A 15,308-nucleotide genomic window follows, 5' to 3' on the forward strand; every position below is an offset into this window, starting at 1 on the left:
CAATATAGGAACAGTATAGCTCCTTAGCGCGTCAAACTTTTGAGATATGCTATACTATTGGCATTGTTAAGAAGGAAAGAGGGCAATTTATGTCGCAACGTTTTGGCATGAAAAGCTACATGAAGGGTGCCGCCTTATTGACAATAGCGGCTCTTATTGTAAAGGTTCTTAGTGCAATTTATCGTGTACCTTTTCAAAATCTAGTTGGAGATGAAGGCTTTTATATCTATCAACAGGTATATCCAGTTATATCGATTTTCGTTGTTTGGACATCTAGTGGCTTTGCTATAGCCATTTCTAAAATGCTTGCAGATAATGATTGCATTGTTGATACAATAGAACGTAATGAAAGACGAAGCACTATTATGCGTGTGGTTTTCCGGTATTTGACGGTGTTATCGCTACTGTTTTTTGCTGTTTTATTTGGAGGAGCTGAAAAAATTGCCCAATTGATGGGAGATGCTCAATTAGCACCATTGATTCGCTCAGGCTCATTTGTAGTATTGGTTATGCCAGCATTGGCTATTTTAAAAGGTGGCTTCCAATCTAGAGGCATTATGGAGCCGATTGCTTATGCCCAAGTCCTCGAACAAGCGGTAAGAGTTACTGTTATTTTAGCAGGAACATTTATCATTATGACGACTACTAAATCCCTTTATGGTGCAGGTGAAATGGCTGTTATTGGTACTGTAATTGGTGAAATTACGGCCTTGTTATTACTTGCCTATATCTCATATAAACGTTTTGGGCTAAAGCTAACTAAACTACAACTACATCCTATTTCAAGTTTGCCCATTGTTAAAGAGGTGACATGGCTAAGCTTAAGTGTCAGTATGAGCGGTCTTCTACTACTTGGATATCAGCTTGTCGATTCGTTTACGATATATTCAGCATTAATTGATAATGGCATGAATCCTACAATGGCGAAGGAAACAAAAGGTATTTATGATCGTGGACAACCTTTAGTTCAACTAGGTGTTGTCATTGCATCCTCATTGTCGCTTGCTATTGTTCCGCTTGTTGCTCATTTATCTAAAAAACAAGAGGGGCGCAGTGCAGTTCCATTTATACAATTAACGTACAAAGCGTCCATACTATTCGGCTGGTCTGCAGCCTTGGGTTTAATGCTAGTTATGCCGTATTTAAATGAAATGCTTTTCAAAACGAATACTTTATCCGAAGTATTAATCGTCTATGTATTCCAAATTGTACCATTATCGATTATTCTTACATTTACAGCGATCTTACAAGGCTATGGAAAATTAAAAAAGCCAGCTCTATTTTTAATGCTAGGTTTTCTGCTAAAAATGATACTGAATGTACGATTAATCGGTTGGTTAGGTGTATTAGGAGCGGCTATCGTAAATGATATAGGATTATTATTAACAGCGATTTTACTAATTATTTATTTAAAAACATTGACTGGCATTCAGCTAGCATCTGTCGATTTTTATAAAAAAGTTGGGACAGCATCTTTCAGTATGGCAGTCGTTGTACTTGTCTGGTTACAGTTTGTATCGGCAATCTTAAGCCATTCACTGTCTTCACGTATGGTAGCTATGGTGACGGGTTTAACAGCTGTATCCATAGGGGCATTTGTTATGCTGACTGTCATTGCGAAGAAACGAGTATTAATGGAGAAAGAGTGGTATTTATTGCCGTTTGGACGTAGAATGGCTGTTTACCAACTTTGGCTCAATTCAAAGAAGTAGGTGTGAATATTGAAAACTTTAACAATTATTGGCTTAGGTGCAGGGGATTTTGATCAGCTGCAAATGGGTGTTTATAGAAAATTAAAGGCTGCTAAAAAATTATATGTACGTACGATAGATCACCCAGTATTAGAGGAATTAGCAGCAGAGGGTGTGAAATTCGAAAGCTTTGATAAAGTATATGAAAAACATGATGCATTCCAGCCTGTCTATGCGGAAATAGCAAATGCACTTATTGAAGCTGCTGCTGTTGAGGATATTATGTATGCTGTGCCAGGCCATCCATTAGTTGCAGAACAGACAGTGCAACTGCTTATTGCAGCAGCGGATGAAGGCAAAATTAAGTTAGTTATTGAGGGTGGTCAGAGTTTCTTAGATCCTATTTTTGGTGCATTAAAAATTGATCCAATAGAAGGTTTTCAATTGCTTGATGGTACCGGCTTTTCAATGCATGACATCAACATGCGTCAACATATTTTGATCGCGCAAGTATACGATACATTTAGTGCCTCGGAAGTAAAGCTAACGTTGATGGAGAAATATGATGACGAGTACCCTGTGACGGTTGTGACGGCTGCAGGGTCTGCACAAGAACAGATTGTTACGGTACCTCTCTATGAACTCGATCAAAGTGTAGAAGTTAATAATTTAACAACAGTCTATGTACCACCTGTCAAATCGCAAGAAGAGGCATTAAAAGATTGGACAACATTCCGTCAGATTATTGCAACGCTAAGAGGTCCGAATGGCTGTCCTTGGGATCAAAAACAAACACATGAGTCGTTAAAAAAATATTTACTCGAAGAAGCACATGAATATTTGGCTGCTATAGATGCTGAGGACGATTTTGCAATGATCGAGGAACTTGGTGATGTGCTATTACAAGTATTTTTACATGCACAAATTGGAGAAGATGAAGGTTACTTTACACTTGAAGATGTGTTAGCTTCCATTAGTGAAAAAATGATTCGCCGCCACCCACATGTTTTTGGTGATGTTGCAGTGGAAGATGCGGACGATGTTGTGGCCAATTGGGAGGCTATTAAGGCTGAAGAAAAGGGTACTAGCGATAAACCACTATTAGACGAGGAGTATAGAGCCTCTTCTGCATTACAAACAGCATTTAATTACCAAAAAAGAGCTGCAAAAGTGGGCTTTGACTGGCCAGATGTGGATGGGGCATGGGATAAATTTGATGAGGAGTGGCAGGAATTTCGCCAGGAAGTAACGAAAGGCTCTAATGCATCCCGTTTGGATGAATTTGGTGACGTGTTGTTTACACTAGTAAATTTAGCGCGTTTCTACAAACTGTCACCAGAAGAGGCTATGCTACATGCAAATGAAAAATTTGCACGACGTTTCGGTTATGTAGAGGAACAGGTAAAGATCAGTGGAAAGTCTTTTTCCGATTTTACATTAGAGCAATTAGATGCATTTTGGAATGAAGCAAAGCGACTAGAAAAGGAGTAAAAAGATGAGACTAGATAAATTTTTAAAAGTATCCCGTTTAATAAAACGCCGCACTTTAGCGAAAGAGGTGGCAGATCAAGGTCGTATCACAATCAATGATAAGGTAGCGAAAGCTAGTAGTACAGTAAAAGCAGGAGATGAGCTAGCTATTCGTTTTGGTCAAAAAATAGTGACTGCACGTGTAGAAGAATTACGTGATACGGTGAAAAAAGAAGATGCCGCAAAAATGTTTACCATTTTGAAGGAAGAAAGACTAGAAAAGGTTGAACCTGAATTTATTGATGATGAGGATTAAAGTTAAATTTATTTTTTAAACCTCCTAATGTTGTCCCACCTTTCTTTTGTGGATGAAAGTATTACACAACTTAAATAAAGTTGTCATGCTTTGAAGGTTGTCCGCATAAAGTGAACAGAAGCTAGGACGACTAAAGGAGGAAAAAAATGACGCTACATCAAGAAAGTAATCGTTACACAATTCCATCTGGAGAGCATATTTTAACGATTCGTAATCGTAAAAGAATGGACATGACTTCTGTAAAATCAATTGAACGCTTTGATCAGGAAGAGTTTTTCATTAAGACGTCCCAAGGGCACTTGTTAATTCGCGGAGAAGAACTGCATATCGTTCATTTAGATGTTGATAAAGGATTATTGACGCTTGAAGGAACTGTAAAAACCTTACAGTACGACGAGGAGGAAAGTGGCTTCTCGAAAGGTTTCCTTCATAAGTTATTTGGATGATTGTTAGTGAACAATTATATCAATTAATTGTCATGGTTTTGAGCGGTATAGCAGTTGGTTTCATTATTGATAGTGTAAGGCTCGTAGTTTTTTCAACTCCAAAAAGGTCAAGCCTTCGAAAGTGGATGATGATTGTTGAATTAATAACATGGATTCTACTTGGGGGAGCGACATACTATTTATTATTTTGGCTAAAAGACGGCGCTTGGCGGGCTTATGACCCGCTAGCGCAAATAGCCGGAATTTTTTTGTATCAATCGTTATTTCAAAATTTTTTACGTTTCATTGCTAGAATTGTGGTGAATATAACTTGGAGACCCTTCTGGTTCATTGTACGCTTCATAGTCGCTGTTATTCGACAAATTTTGCAGCTATTCATAAATATAGTAATGTTTGTTATAAGACCTTTTGTCAAAATTTATTCCTATTTGTCCTACACTTTTTTTAAAAAATTACGATATTTGAAGTATAATAGAAAGCAACAATAATTTTCGGAGGTGCGGGCATGACTAGACGTCATTCATCAGATGATGAACAACAAAATTTCACGAAGCTTGATAATGACTATGTCCGTAACACGGATAGAGCTATAAATCGCAAACAGCAGGCTCGTAAACGTAAATTGCGTCGTATTGTCTTTTTTGCGATTGTACCAGTCATTATTATCGCTCTTCTCTTAAATGTGCTATCACATCAAAATGAAACTTTAGCAGCAAAAGAGAAATTAAAGAAAGAAGCGAATCAGCATCTCACTGAATTGAAAGAAGAACAAGATACATTAAATCTTAAAATCAAACAATTACAGGATGATGAATATATCGCAAAGCTATTAAGAAAAGAGTATTACTTATCTGATGAAGGTGAGATTATTTTTATCATTCCAGATAAGGAAGATAAAAAAGACGACTGAAAAGCTGTGTATTGTTGACACTCTTTTATTGTTATATATAATGAAAAGAGAAGCTTAATGCAATAAAAGGTTTGATTAAATTGATTACATGGCTCAAATGAGTCGCTTAATTTTTAAGGAGGAGCATTTTTTTTATGTCAATTGAAGTAGGCAGCAAGGTACAAGGTAAAGTAACAGGAATCACAAATTTTGGAGCATTCGTTGAGCTGCCAGATGGCAAAACAGGCTTAGTTCACATTAGTGAAGTTGCTGACAATTATGTAAAAGATATCAATGAGCATCTAAAAGTTGGAGATGAAGTTGAAGTAAAAGTGATGAATGTTGAAGCGGACGGGAAGATCGGTCTTTCAATCCGTAAAGCAAAGCCTCAAGCTGAGAGACCAGAACGTCCAGCACGTCCACGTCGTGATAATCGTTCTAATGATCGTAACGAACGCCACCAGCCAAAAGAAAATTTTGAGCAAAAAATGGCACGCTTCTTAAAAGATAGTGATGAACGTCTAGCAACACTTAAACGTGCTACAGAATCAAAACGCGGAGGTCGCGGAGCTAGAAGAGGGTAGTTTGCTGACTGTTTTAATCGTAGAAAAAGTGTATGAAATAGAGTTGGGATTAGCTTTTTAATAAAGCTAATCCCTTTTTTTCATTTACCTACAAAGTAGAAGAAGGTCTCTTTTTCTTTTTTGTGGGGTTTATTGTTTTTTCATCGGCAGAAGCTATGGATGTTTTCTCCACTGGATGAGTAACCATTTTGACAAGTAAGAAAACACCATATACACTCACGGCAAGTCCACAAAGTAATAGGATTATTTGAACAAAAAAAGGTAAATTAATAAGAATTGAAATAAGAATAATCATCGAGCCACTTCCGCAAATTAACGCGGCTTTTGTTAATGCACTCAAGGGAATTTAACCTCCTAAAAAACACTCTTTTCTTTAGTATGCCATATTTTTATACGCAGTCACATAGCTATAAATGAACAGACGGATAGATGGGAATAGTGACAAAATAGATTACAATAAAAATAGGCGCCTCAGAATTTAGTTCTGAGGCGCCTATTTGAGATGACCCGTACGGGATTCGAACCCGTGTTACCGCCGTGAAAGGGCGGTGTCTTAACCACTTGACCAACGGGCCTACTATGGTGGCGGCCGAGGGGATCGAACCCCCGACCTTACGGGTATGAACCGTACGCTCTAGCCAGCTGAGCTAGGCCGCCAATTACTATATGGAGCGGAAGACGAGGTTCGAACTCGCGACCCCCACCTTGGCAAGGTGGTGTTCTACCACTGAACTACTTCCGCACAGTCGTTTAAGCAACAAGTTAAATAATACAAGCCAAACGTGCTAGTGTCAAGTAGGTTTTTTAAAAAAATATATTTCGTAAAAACTAGCATAGAAGAGTATTTTAGCGGATTTTTTGTTCTTACGTAGAAATGTATCGTGGTAACAGTTGAATAAAGTGATTGATAGCTCATAGAATGCCCTCGCACTAAGCTTTATGATGAATAGCAAGTCATTACAATTTTGTTTTTATAAGTGGATTTTTCAACGTTTTTCATAAATGTTAGGCTGTTGCGAAAGAAATTGTTGCCAATTCTCGTATTTATGAATAGCTATTAGTCGAAATATTTATATTTTTTTCTGTCAATGTCAGACAATCTTTCCGCACATAATTTTTTATAATAACCAAAAGTGCGGAAAGGGGATAATCAAATGACAAGTATTGAATGGTATAATACAACGAATGTAGATGACCAAAAGATCGGTATGAAAAAGAAGCAGATCCTAATAGGTTCTCTCTTTTTTTTAACCGCCTTTTTCTTAGCTCAATCTGTTGTATTTGAAGCAGCTGTACCGTTCTCAGTTCCTTTTTGGGCCATTATTCGAACAAAGTATAGGGAGTATGCCAAATTCGTTTTATTCGGTAGTTTAGCAGGTTGTTTTTTCCTTGGTTTTGGACAAGTCTTCATTCTAGCGTTACAAATTGTTATGTATGAATGTATCATGCGTTTCCGTTACTGGCAGTTGCCCCAAAGTATTGCGGTGTCTTTAGCTGTATTACTGGTACAAATAATGTGGCAAGGGGTGATGTATCAAGGCTTACCACCAGTGCTTGTACAATTTTATGTAGGCTGTGAGGCAGCTCTAGCTCTTATTATGACGCTGTTTATGCAAGTGCTATTTGTTAACTCGTATGAATGGTTTACGAGTCATTGGACATATGAGAAGCTAGGCTCTGGATTAGTCGTGTTTGCTGCCATGCTTACTGGGATGCAAGCAGTTGTGATTAGCTATTTCTCACTCCCCATTTTTTTATTGCAGCTTTTTATCTGTTTTGGTGCATTGGTTGGCAGTGTCCCATTAGCAACAGTAATCGGAGCAGTGCTGGGAACTCTTATCGGTATTGCTAAGCTTTCATTTACCGGGATGCTTTCAGTTGCGACCTTAACGGGGCTGTGTGCAGGAATGGGAGCTAAAGGTGGTAGATTTGGTGTTGCGATCGGTAGTATTTTGCCAAGTGTCTTTTTTTTATTTTATGACGCCACACTGCCTTTAGATAGCGTGTATTTTACCTCCATTGCCATCGGGAGCATTCTTTTTCTAACGATCCCAAAGAAATATTCAGATAGGGTGAGGGACAAGCTTTTCCCACAACGTGAGGAGATTTTACTGGCACGACAGAATTGGTTAACCGAACATGTAACGTATAAATTAGAGCATTTTCAGCATTTTGTACAATTCATGAAGGAGCTTGTATTTGATCGCTTTATGACGGCTCCAGTTGAAGCTGCGAAGGAAGTATCTCCAATGAACACTTGTTTAAGCTGTTTCCGCTATGAACATTGCTGGGGTGCTAAAAATAATGGTATGGACAAGCTTGTGACAGACTGGTTTCATATGAAAGGGGTAGGCAAGGAATCAGCTATTCATCGTGTAGAAGAACAAATACGCTATAAATGCGTAAAATCGACGAAGATTTTCGAGGAATTAGATACAGAGCTTTATAGGGAGCGCATTAATGGGCAGTACTTTCATGGTAAAAAAATGATTGCCCTGCAACTTCGTGATATGAGTAACCATTTAAACCAGTTAATCGCTGAGATGAAGGAGGATACAATTTCATTTGTTAGTGTAGAAAAGGAAATTGCTGAACGCTTAAAGGATGCCAATATTGAATGTTTTCAACTAGATGTGCTTAGCAATAAGCCAGGTGCAAGAAAGATTGTTTGTGCTTTAGCACCAGCACGTGTCAACTGGGAGGAAGATACAACATTAGCTGAACGCATGATTCTGCCAATTCTTTATGAGATTTTCGATGAACCTTTTGAAATAGAAAAAGTAATAGCCTGTGAAATACCGTTTCGTCATGTTCAAATATGCTTTAGATCAGCTATTAGCTTTGAAGTAGAGTATGATATATATAGCATGTCGAAAGATGCAACACTATATTCTGGAGACTCTCATGCCCTCTTCCAATTGCATCCGGGACTATTTGCCATTTTGCTGTCTGATGGTATGGGGCAAAATAAAGAAGCACAACATGAAAGTAGAAAATTGATCCACTTGATGCGAGAGTGTCTTAATTACAATATGAATCCGGAAACGGCGATGCATACATTGCATTATGTTATGTCATTAAAGCAACAGGATGATATGTATGCAACACTTGATTTTGCACTTGTTGATTTACAGCATGGTGATTTGTGGTCGTGGAAGGCTGGAGGTATGTCGACCTATATTTTACGTGGAAAAGAGGTGCTGAAAGTTGAAAGTAATGCAGCACCTGTAGGATTTTTATCTATTTCAACAGTAGAAGCTGAAAAAAGAAAACTGAAGGCAGGAGACGTTATTTTAATGCACTCAGATGGCCTGTTTTCAAGTGTAGATGATTGGGATGAGCAAGAGGAAACATTTTTAGCTTTTGCACAGCAGGTTGCCAGTACAAATAAAACCATTCAAGAAAAGCTAACAACGATCATGCAATCATTCCAAGGGTATTTCGAAATAGAAGATGACTGTACAGTATTAATGTTAGAGGTGACGCATGTTGTACCGACATGGGCTGTCTTTAGACCAGCTCAGTATTCTATGAGTAATTCATCTTAAAATAACAACGAAAAGGGGAGGAGAAGCGTTTGTCATTTGAATTAAAGGTCAAAACATTTATTGAAGAAGAGCAATTATTACAGCAAGGCGATCATCTTCTCATCGCCGTTTCGGGTGGGGTAGACTCTATGGCGTTACTCCATTACTTTATCCAAACACAGGCGCAGTGGAACATTCAGGTGGAAGCAGTACATGTCGATCATATGTTGAGAGGGCAAAACTCTGCTGCAGATAGAGCATTTGTCCAAAAGTATTGTGATGACAATGGTGTTTACTTACATGCTACAGATATTCCAATACCTGCAATTATGGCACAGGAAAATGGTAATACACAGTTAATTTGTCGTAGGGAGAGGTATCGATATTTCAAAGAAATCTTGAGAAAAACAAATGCCAATAAGCTTGTAACTGCACATCATGCGGATGACCAACTGGAGTCAGTATTAATGGCCCTTACAAAAAATGCAACAATGAACAGTATGCAAGGCATACGTCCTCAACGATGTTTTGAAGGCAAATCATTAATTCGTCCGTTTTTAACGGTTACAAAGTCTGAAATAAGGGAATATTTACTTAGAAAAGGTTTGGATTATCGAGAAGATGCTAGCAATTCCAAAGACACCTATGTACGCAATCGCTTTAGACATCATGTGGTGCCTTTACTGGAGGCAGAAAATCCGAGAGTGACTGAGCAGGTGGCCCATTTCACAAAGCAATTGCAAGAAGACGATACCTTTTTAATGACATTAGCCCAAGATGTATTTTCTCAAACCATCATAAGAAGTAACGAAAATACATATAGCATGGAAATTGAGGCTTTTCAATTGGTACCACTTGCTTTACAAAGGAGGCTCATTTTAATACTATTAAACTATCTTTACAAAGATTCAAATACGATACAAAGTTATGCTTTATTGACTTCAATTTTAAAGCTTTGTGATACAACAGCAGGGTATGCTGAAATTCACTTGCCTGAAGATTTTCTAGCAGTTCGCCTTTACGGGAAATTAACGATTCAGAAGAATAAGCCATTAGAAGGCCAAACATCTCCTGAGAAACAAATGATTACGGCTGCTGATGGATGGACAACACTGACAAATGGTGAACGCTTATGCGTAGTCAATTTGCATGATTTATCGTCTGAATTGCTGACGGATACTGCACAGCTTTTTTATTTTAACGCTAGCAAACTCCAACTACCGCTCTATATTCGAGCACGCAAGGACGGAGACAGAATGCTGTTAAAAGGAATGGATCAGCCAAAACGCTTATCTCGCCTTTTTATAGATGAAAAGATTCCTTTAAATGAGCGAAATAGCTGGCCGTTACTGATTTCTCAATCTGATGAGGTGGTAGCGGTAATTGGTGTGCGTATGGGAATATTTTTTTCAACCACTCCGCAACCAAACGATGATACAGTGCTCATCGTAGACTAAGGTCTTTGTAAAATATTTCACCATAATTGGTTGAAAATTTTTTGATACATCACGAGGAGGAATCGATATGTTACAAAACGACATCGAAAAAATTATGATTACAGAAGAACAACTGCAAGAAAGAATTGCACATTTAGGTGCACAATTAACAGAGGAATACAAAGATGCATTCCCATTAGCTGTTGGTGTGCTTAAAGGAGCAATGCCATTTATGACAGACCTAATGAAACGCTTCGATTCTTTCATCGAATTGGATTTTATGGATGTTTCTAGTTATGGTAATGCTACTGTGTCATCGGGTGAAGTGAAAATTTTAAAAGATTTAAACACAAGCGTTGAGGGACGTGACGTATTAATTATCGAGGATATTATCGATAGTGGTTTAACGTTAAGCTATTTAGTAGATTTATTTAAATACCGCAAAGCAAAGTCCATCAAAATTGTTACATTATTAGATAAACCATCAGGCCGTAAAGTGGACTTATCTGCTGACTATGTTGGTTTTGAAGTGCCGGATGGCTTTGTTGTAGGGTATGGCTTAGATTACGCAGAAAAATATCGTAATTTACCTTATATTGGTATACTGAAGCCTGAAGTTTATTCTTTCTAAGTTACAAAAACCAGCTATAAATGCAAAGGCCTCCAGCGCAAGTCATGTATTTTTCGTTATGTTTAACATAATTCAAAATCTTGACACAATGTTCAGCTATATCGAGTCCAAGGAACAGGTACAATTACGCTGGGACATATAAAGATGGCCTAAAACTGTTTTGATAACGGCAAAAGTGAACGAAACATTTTTTAAGTAGGGCTTTTCGTTGTATGATGAAATCATGATATGTTAAGATTTTACTTATAATTTTTCTGTTTGTAATGAGGAGGCTGGAGATGAATCGAATATTTCGATATACCATATTTTATTTACTGATTTTCCTAGTGATTATCGGTATTTTTGGTACTTTCAATAGTGGAAATTCACCAACGAAAGAGTTATCTTATCATGAGTTTCAACAAGCTCTAGATAAGAAAGAAATAACAAGTGCTACAATTCAACCTGATAAATCAGTTTACATCGTTGAAGGTACACTGAAAGGTTATGAGAAGGGTCAAAGCTTTACAGTGAATATCCCTCGTGAAAACCAATCTTTAATGGACCGTATCGATGAGGCTGCTAAGGATAAAGATAGTAATATTAGTTTTTTAGCAGCACCAGAAACAAGTGGATGGATTCAATTCTTTACAGGAATTATTCCTTTCATCATCATCATTTTCTTATTCTTCTTCCTAATGAGCCAATCTCAGGGTGGCGGTAATAAAGTGATGAGCTTTGGTAAAAGTAAAGCTAAACTTTATGATGACCAAAAGAAAAAAGTTCGTTTTACAGATGTAGCAGGTGCTGATGAAGAGAAAGCAGAGCTTGTAGAGGTTGTAGATTTTTTAAAAGACCATCGCAAGTTCACTGAAATCGGTGCACGCATTCCAAAAGGTATCTTACTTGTCGGTCCTCCAGGTACAGGTAAAACATTACTTGCACGTGCAGTGGCAGGCGAAGCAGGCGTTCCTTTCTTCTCAATTTCAGGTTCTGACTTCGTAGAAATGTTTGTCGGCGTCGGTGCATCACGTGTTCGAGATTTATTTGAAAACGCGAAGAAAAACGCACCATGTATCATCTTTATCGATGAGATTGATGCGGTTGGTCGTCAACGTGGCGCTGGTCTTGGCGGTGGTCATGACGAACGTGAACAAACACTGAACCAATTATTGGTTGAAATGGATGGTTTCGGAGCAAATGAAGGTATTATTATCATTGCTGCAACAAACCGCCCAGATATTTTAGATAAAGCGTTATTACGTCCAGGTCGATTTGACCGCCAAATTACTGTAGGTCATCCTGATGTAAAAGGGCGCGAAGCAATTCTTAAAGTACATGCACGTAATAAACCTTTAGCAGATACAGTTGATTTAGCTGCAGTTGCTCAACGTACTCCAGGTTTCTCCGGTGCAGATTTAGAAAACTTACTAAACGAAGCAGCACTTGTAGCAGCTCGTAAAAGTAAACGTACGATTAGTATGGCGGATATCGATGAAGCCTCTGACCGAGTAATTGCGGGTCCAGCTAAAGCAAGTCGAGTATATTCAGCCAAAGAGAAAAAACTGGTATCCTTCCATGAGGCTGGTCACGTAGTAGTAGGTCTTGAGCTTGATGAAGCGGATACAGTGCACAAAGTAACAATTGTTCCTCGTGGTCAAGCGGGTGGATATGCGATTATGTTACCGAAGGAAGAACGTTTCTTTACAACAAAGCAAGAGCTCTTAGATCGTATTGCAGGCCTTCTTGGTGGTCGTGTAGCTGAAGAAATTGTTCTTGGTGAAGTTTCTACTGGGGCACATAACGATTTCCAAAAAGTTACAAGCATTGCTCGTGCTATGGTTACCGAATACGGAATGAGTGAAAACCTTGGTGCTATGCAATTTGGTTCAAGTCAGGGTGGCAATGTATTCCTTGGTCGCGACTTTAATTCAGATCAAAATTATTCTGACTCAGTAGCCTATGAAATTGATAAAGAAATGCAAAAAATTATTGATACACAATATGAGCGTACAAAACGCATCCTAACGGAGAAACGTGATTTGCTTGATTTAATTGCCAATACTTTAATGGAGAAAGAAACATTAAATGCACAGGAAATCGAACATTTACGTGATCATGGTATTTTACCAGAGCCAGAGGTCGTAGAAAATATTGAAGAGAGCACTCCGAAAATTGAAGCGAAGCCAACATTAGATACTATTGGTGAACCAACTGTTGAAAAAGAGCTACTTAGCAAAGAGCCTAACCCAACAACTTTAAATCTGGCAAAAGAAAGTAAAGAACCAAATGATGCTCCTAAAGGTATCGATGAGAAACGTGATTAAAGTAGAAAAGACTGTTTACTAAAATTAGGTAAACAGTCTTTTTCTTTGCCTTTTCTTGCTAATAAGCATTAGGATATATTTATGTAAGACAGTTACATATAACTCTGCTCTTAGGGTGGAGAGAAGATGTAATGTTAGTGAAAACAGATTGGAGTGTTTAACGTGGGAAATGTAACATTGAATAATGGACTTAAGATGCCTTTGGTTGGTTATGGTGTTTTTCGAGTACCTGAAGGAGATGACCTAGCAGAAGCCGTAAAAACAGCTATTGCTAAAGGTTATCGTAGCATTGATACAGCACAAGTATATCGCAATGAAGAAAGTGTTGGTCGTGGAATACAAGCCGCAATTGAAGAAGGTTTAGTAACTCGTGAAGAACTATTTATCACATCTAAAGTTTGGAACGATGGTCTTTCCTATGAAAAAACACTTGCCGCATATGATAGCAGTTTAGAGAAAATGGGATTAGACTATTTAGATTTGTATTTAGTGCACTGGCCAGGAATTGATCAAAATTATATTGAGGTTTACAAAGCACTAGAAAAAATTTATCAAGATGGTCGAGTACGCTCAATTGGTGTTAGTAATTTCCATGTGCATCATTTAGAAAGCCTTTTGAAGGAAACGACTGTTATTCCTGTTATTAATCAAATTGAATTTCACCCACATTTAACACAAGAGGAAGTACGTGCCTATTGTGAGGATAAGGGTATACAGGTGGAGGCGTGGTCTCCATTGATGAATGGCTCTCTACTTGAAGAAGCGTTGATTCAAGAATTAGCCTCTAAATACAGCAAGACACCTGCACAGATTGTGTTACGCTATGATGTACAGCATCATGTTGTCACAATTCCAAAGACGATGACACCGGCACGTATGTCTGAAAACCTTGATGTTTTTGACTTTGCGTTATCTGAGCAAGAAATGACACAGTTGGATGCATTGAATGATGGTCTACGTTGTGGTCCAGATCCAGAAAAATTTAATTTTAAATGATTTTCAAAGGGGCTGCCTAGTTTAGGGAGCTCCTTTTTAAAGAAGCTTTCATCGTTATAGATGAACATCCACTGAAAAAATAAAGTAAGCATTCCGCTCACGCCTTTAGAGGAAGGAGATGAATGCTGAATCAAGGTAAAAAGTATGGTATCATTTTCTAAAGTATTTTATCTTCATTTCAATTAGATTGTAGCTGTCATGTTAGGTTTATGAAAGGTGCAATGATGATAGGGGAGGTGTCAGCCTTGATTTTAGTTTTAGATGCAGGGAATTCTAATATTGTATTAGGTGTCTATGATGACAACGAACAATTAGCTTTCCATTGGCGTATGGTGACGGACCTTCATAAAACAGAGGATGAATATGCTATGCAAGTTCTTTCATTTTTTAATCATGCAGGCATTTCATTTGAACAAATTACAGGTATTATTATATCCTCAGTTGTGCCACCAATTATGTTTTCATTAGACGCGATGTGTCAGAAATATTTTCGAAGAAAGCCTTTGGTAGTTGGCCCGGGTGTGAAAACGGGTTTAAATATTAAATACGAAAATCCGCGTGAGGTTGGGTCAGATCGCATTGTGAATGCCATAGCAGCTCTAGATTTATATAAAGCCCCTTGTATCATAGTTGATTTTGGTACAGCGACAACCTATTGTTATTTGAATGAGAAGGGCGATTACATGGGTGGTGCTATCGCGCCGGGTATAACGATTTCTACAGAGGCTCTTTATACACAGGCTGCAAGATTGCCGCGTATTGAAATAGTACGGCCTTCACATATTGTCGGGAAAACGACCGTTTCTGCCATGCAGGCAGGTATTTTTTATGGCTTTGTAGGACAAGTAGAGGGCATTGTTAACCGGATGAAAGCACAAAGTAAAGAGGAGCCATTAGTTATTGCTACAGGTGGGCTAGCAAATTTAATCGCAGGGGAGACACAAATCATTGATGTTGTGGATCCGTTTTTAACTTTGAAGGGTTTATATAAGCTATATAAACGTAACCAATAGGAA

General features: G+C 38.1%; 14 protein-coding genes and 3 tRNA genes. 13 read left to right on the plus strand and 4 right to left on the minus strand.

All coding sequences use genetic code 11. The annotated features are described in order from the left end of the window. The first annotated feature begins 89 nt into the window (after positions 1-89). The 7 genes from NV349_RS00400 (at position 90) to NV349_RS00430 (ending at position 5,396) form a co-directional block, all read left to right on the plus strand. Positions 90-1,712 carry a putative polysaccharide biosynthesis protein gene (locus NV349_RS00400; RefSeq protein ID WP_271912013.1) on the plus strand — a complete coding sequence of 541 codons (1,623 nt, stop codon included), beginning with the start codon at positions 90-92 and terminating at the stop codon, positions 1,710-1,712. 9 nt (positions 1,713-1,721) lie between these two features. After that, positions 1,722-3,182, plus strand: coding sequence for a bifunctional methyltransferase/pyrophosphohydrolase YabN (gene mazG, locus NV349_RS00405; RefSeq protein ID WP_271912015.1), 1,461 nt, complete (start codon positions 1,722-1,724; stop codon positions 3,180-3,182). 4 nt (positions 3,183-3,186) lie between these two features. Next, positions 3,187-3,477 (plus strand): RNA-binding S4 domain-containing protein, encoded by a 291-nt coding sequence (locus NV349_RS00410; RefSeq protein ID WP_036122359.1) that lies wholly within the window; start codon positions 3,187-3,189, stop codon positions 3,475-3,477. 146 nt (positions 3,478-3,623) lie between these two features. After that, positions 3,624-3,923 (plus strand): sporulation protein YabP, encoded by a 300-nt coding sequence (gene yabP / locus NV349_RS00415; protein WP_004229167.1) that lies wholly within the window; start codon positions 3,624-3,626, stop codon positions 3,921-3,923. Further along, on the plus strand, positions 3,920-4,411 hold the full coding sequence (gene yabQ / locus NV349_RS00420; RefSeq protein WP_036122364.1) for a spore cortex biosynthesis protein YabQ: 492 nt from the start codon (positions 3,920-3,922) through the stop codon (positions 4,409-4,411). The genes yabP and yabQ overlap by 4 nt, the downstream gene beginning before the upstream one ends. A gap of 17 nt (positions 4,412-4,428) precedes the next feature. Then, entirely contained in the window at positions 4,429-4,833 is a 405-nt protein-coding gene (locus NV349_RS00425) for an FtsB family cell division protein (RefSeq protein WP_036122366.1), read from the plus strand. A 134-nt stretch (positions 4,834-4,967) separates the two neighbouring features. Further along, positions 4,968-5,396, plus strand: coding sequence for a S1 domain-containing RNA-binding protein (locus NV349_RS00430; protein ID WP_004229154.1), 429 nt, complete (start codon positions 4,968-4,970; stop codon positions 5,394-5,396). A gap of 88 nt (positions 5,397-5,484) precedes the next feature. On the opposite strand, the gene NV349_RS00435 is transcribed toward NV349_RS00430, so the two are convergent. From NV349_RS00435 to NV349_RS00450, 4 genes are all read right to left on the minus strand, one after another. Then, positions 5,485-5,736, minus strand: a complete 252-nt coding sequence (locus NV349_RS00435) for a hypothetical protein (protein WP_036122369.1) — start codon at positions 5,734-5,736, stop codon at positions 5,485-5,487. A gap of 163 nt (positions 5,737-5,899) precedes the next feature. Then, a tRNA-Glu gene (locus NV349_RS00440) sits at positions 5,900-5,971 on the minus strand. Positions 5,972-5,976: 5 nt separating this feature from the next. Next, positions 5,977-6,053, minus strand: a tRNA-Met gene (locus NV349_RS00445). Between the two features lie 10 nt (positions 6,054-6,063). After that, positions 6,064-6,138, minus strand: a tRNA-Gly gene (locus NV349_RS00450). Between the two features lie 412 nt (positions 6,139-6,550). Here NV349_RS00450 and NV349_RS00455 point away from each other — a divergent pair. The 6 genes from NV349_RS00455 (at position 6,551) to NV349_RS00480 (ending at position 15,305) form a co-directional block, all read left to right on the plus strand. After that, a complete protein-coding gene (locus tag NV349_RS00455; protein ID WP_271912023.1) occupies positions 6,551-8,944 on the plus strand; it encodes a SpoIIE family protein phosphatase in 2,394 nt (797 codons plus the stop codon). A 29-nt stretch (positions 8,945-8,973) separates the two neighbouring features. Further along, complete coding sequence (gene tilS / locus NV349_RS00460) at positions 8,974-10,380, plus strand: tRNA lysidine(34) synthetase TilS (protein ID WP_036120667.1); 1,407 nt, start codon at positions 8,974-8,976, stop codon at positions 10,378-10,380. Positions 10,381-10,447: 67 nt separating this feature from the next. Further along, entirely contained in the window at positions 10,448-10,990 is a 543-nt protein-coding gene (gene hpt, locus NV349_RS00465) for a hypoxanthine phosphoribosyltransferase (protein ID WP_036120670.1), read from the plus strand. Between the two features lie 278 nt (positions 10,991-11,268). Further along, complete coding sequence (ftsH, locus tag NV349_RS00470; RefSeq protein ID WP_271912026.1) at positions 11,269-13,296, plus strand: ATP-dependent zinc metalloprotease FtsH; 2,028 nt, start codon at positions 11,269-11,271, stop codon at positions 13,294-13,296. A gap of 195 nt (positions 13,297-13,491) precedes the next feature. Continuing rightward, the gene (locus NV349_RS00475) at positions 13,492-14,292 is read left to right on the plus strand and encodes an aldo/keto reductase (RefSeq protein ID WP_271913508.1); all 801 of its coding nucleotides are present in this window, start codon (positions 13,492-13,494) and stop codon (positions 14,290-14,292) included. Between the two features lie 245 nt (positions 14,293-14,537). Beyond that, the gene (locus NV349_RS00480) at positions 14,538-15,305 is read left to right on the plus strand and encodes a type III pantothenate kinase (protein ID WP_058844489.1); all 768 of its coding nucleotides are present in this window, start codon (positions 14,538-14,540) and stop codon (positions 15,303-15,305) included. The last annotated feature ends 3 nt before the right edge of the window (positions 15,306-15,308 follow it).

It is taken from the genome of Lysinibacillus sp. OF-1 (assembly GCF_028356935.1).
Classification (GTDB): Bacteria; Bacillota; Bacilli; order Bacillales_A; family Planococcaceae; genus Lysinibacillus; species Lysinibacillus fusiformis_D.

Bases quoted from the DNA above. Each gene is read 5' to 3' on its own strand.
- NV349_RS00400 (WP_271912013.1), top strand. From the start codon at position 90: ATGTCGCAACGTTTTGGCATGAAAAGCTACATGAAGGGTGCCGCCTTA.
- NV349_RS00410 (WP_036122359.1), top strand. From the start codon at position 3,187: ATGAGACTAGATAAATTTTTAAAAGTATCCCGTTTAATAAAACGCCGC.
- yabP (WP_004229167.1), top strand. From the start codon at position 3,624: ATGACGCTACATCAAGAAAGTAATCGTTACACAATTCCATCTGGAGAG.
- yabQ (WP_036122364.1), top strand. From the start codon at position 3,920: ATGATTGTTAGTGAACAATTATATCAATTAATTGTCATGGTTTTGAGC.
- NV349_RS00425 (WP_036122366.1), top strand. From the start codon at position 4,429: ATGACTAGACGTCATTCATCAGATGATGAACAACAAAATTTCACGAAG.
- NV349_RS00430 (WP_004229154.1), top strand. From the start codon at position 4,968: ATGTCAATTGAAGTAGGCAGCAAGGTACAAGGTAAAGTAACAGGAATC.
- NV349_RS00455 (WP_271912023.1), top strand. From the start codon at position 6,551: ATGACAAGTATTGAATGGTATAATACAACGAATGTAGATGACCAAAAG.
- hpt (WP_036120670.1), top strand. From the start codon at position 10,448: ATGTTACAAAACGACATCGAAAAAATTATGATTACAGAAGAACAACTG.
- ftsH (WP_271912026.1), top strand. From the start codon at position 11,269: ATGAATCGAATATTTCGATATACCATATTTTATTTACTGATTTTCCTA.
- NV349_RS00475 (WP_271913508.1), top strand. From the start codon at position 13,492: ATGCCTTTGGTTGGTTATGGTGTTTTTCGAGTACCTGAAGGAGATGAC.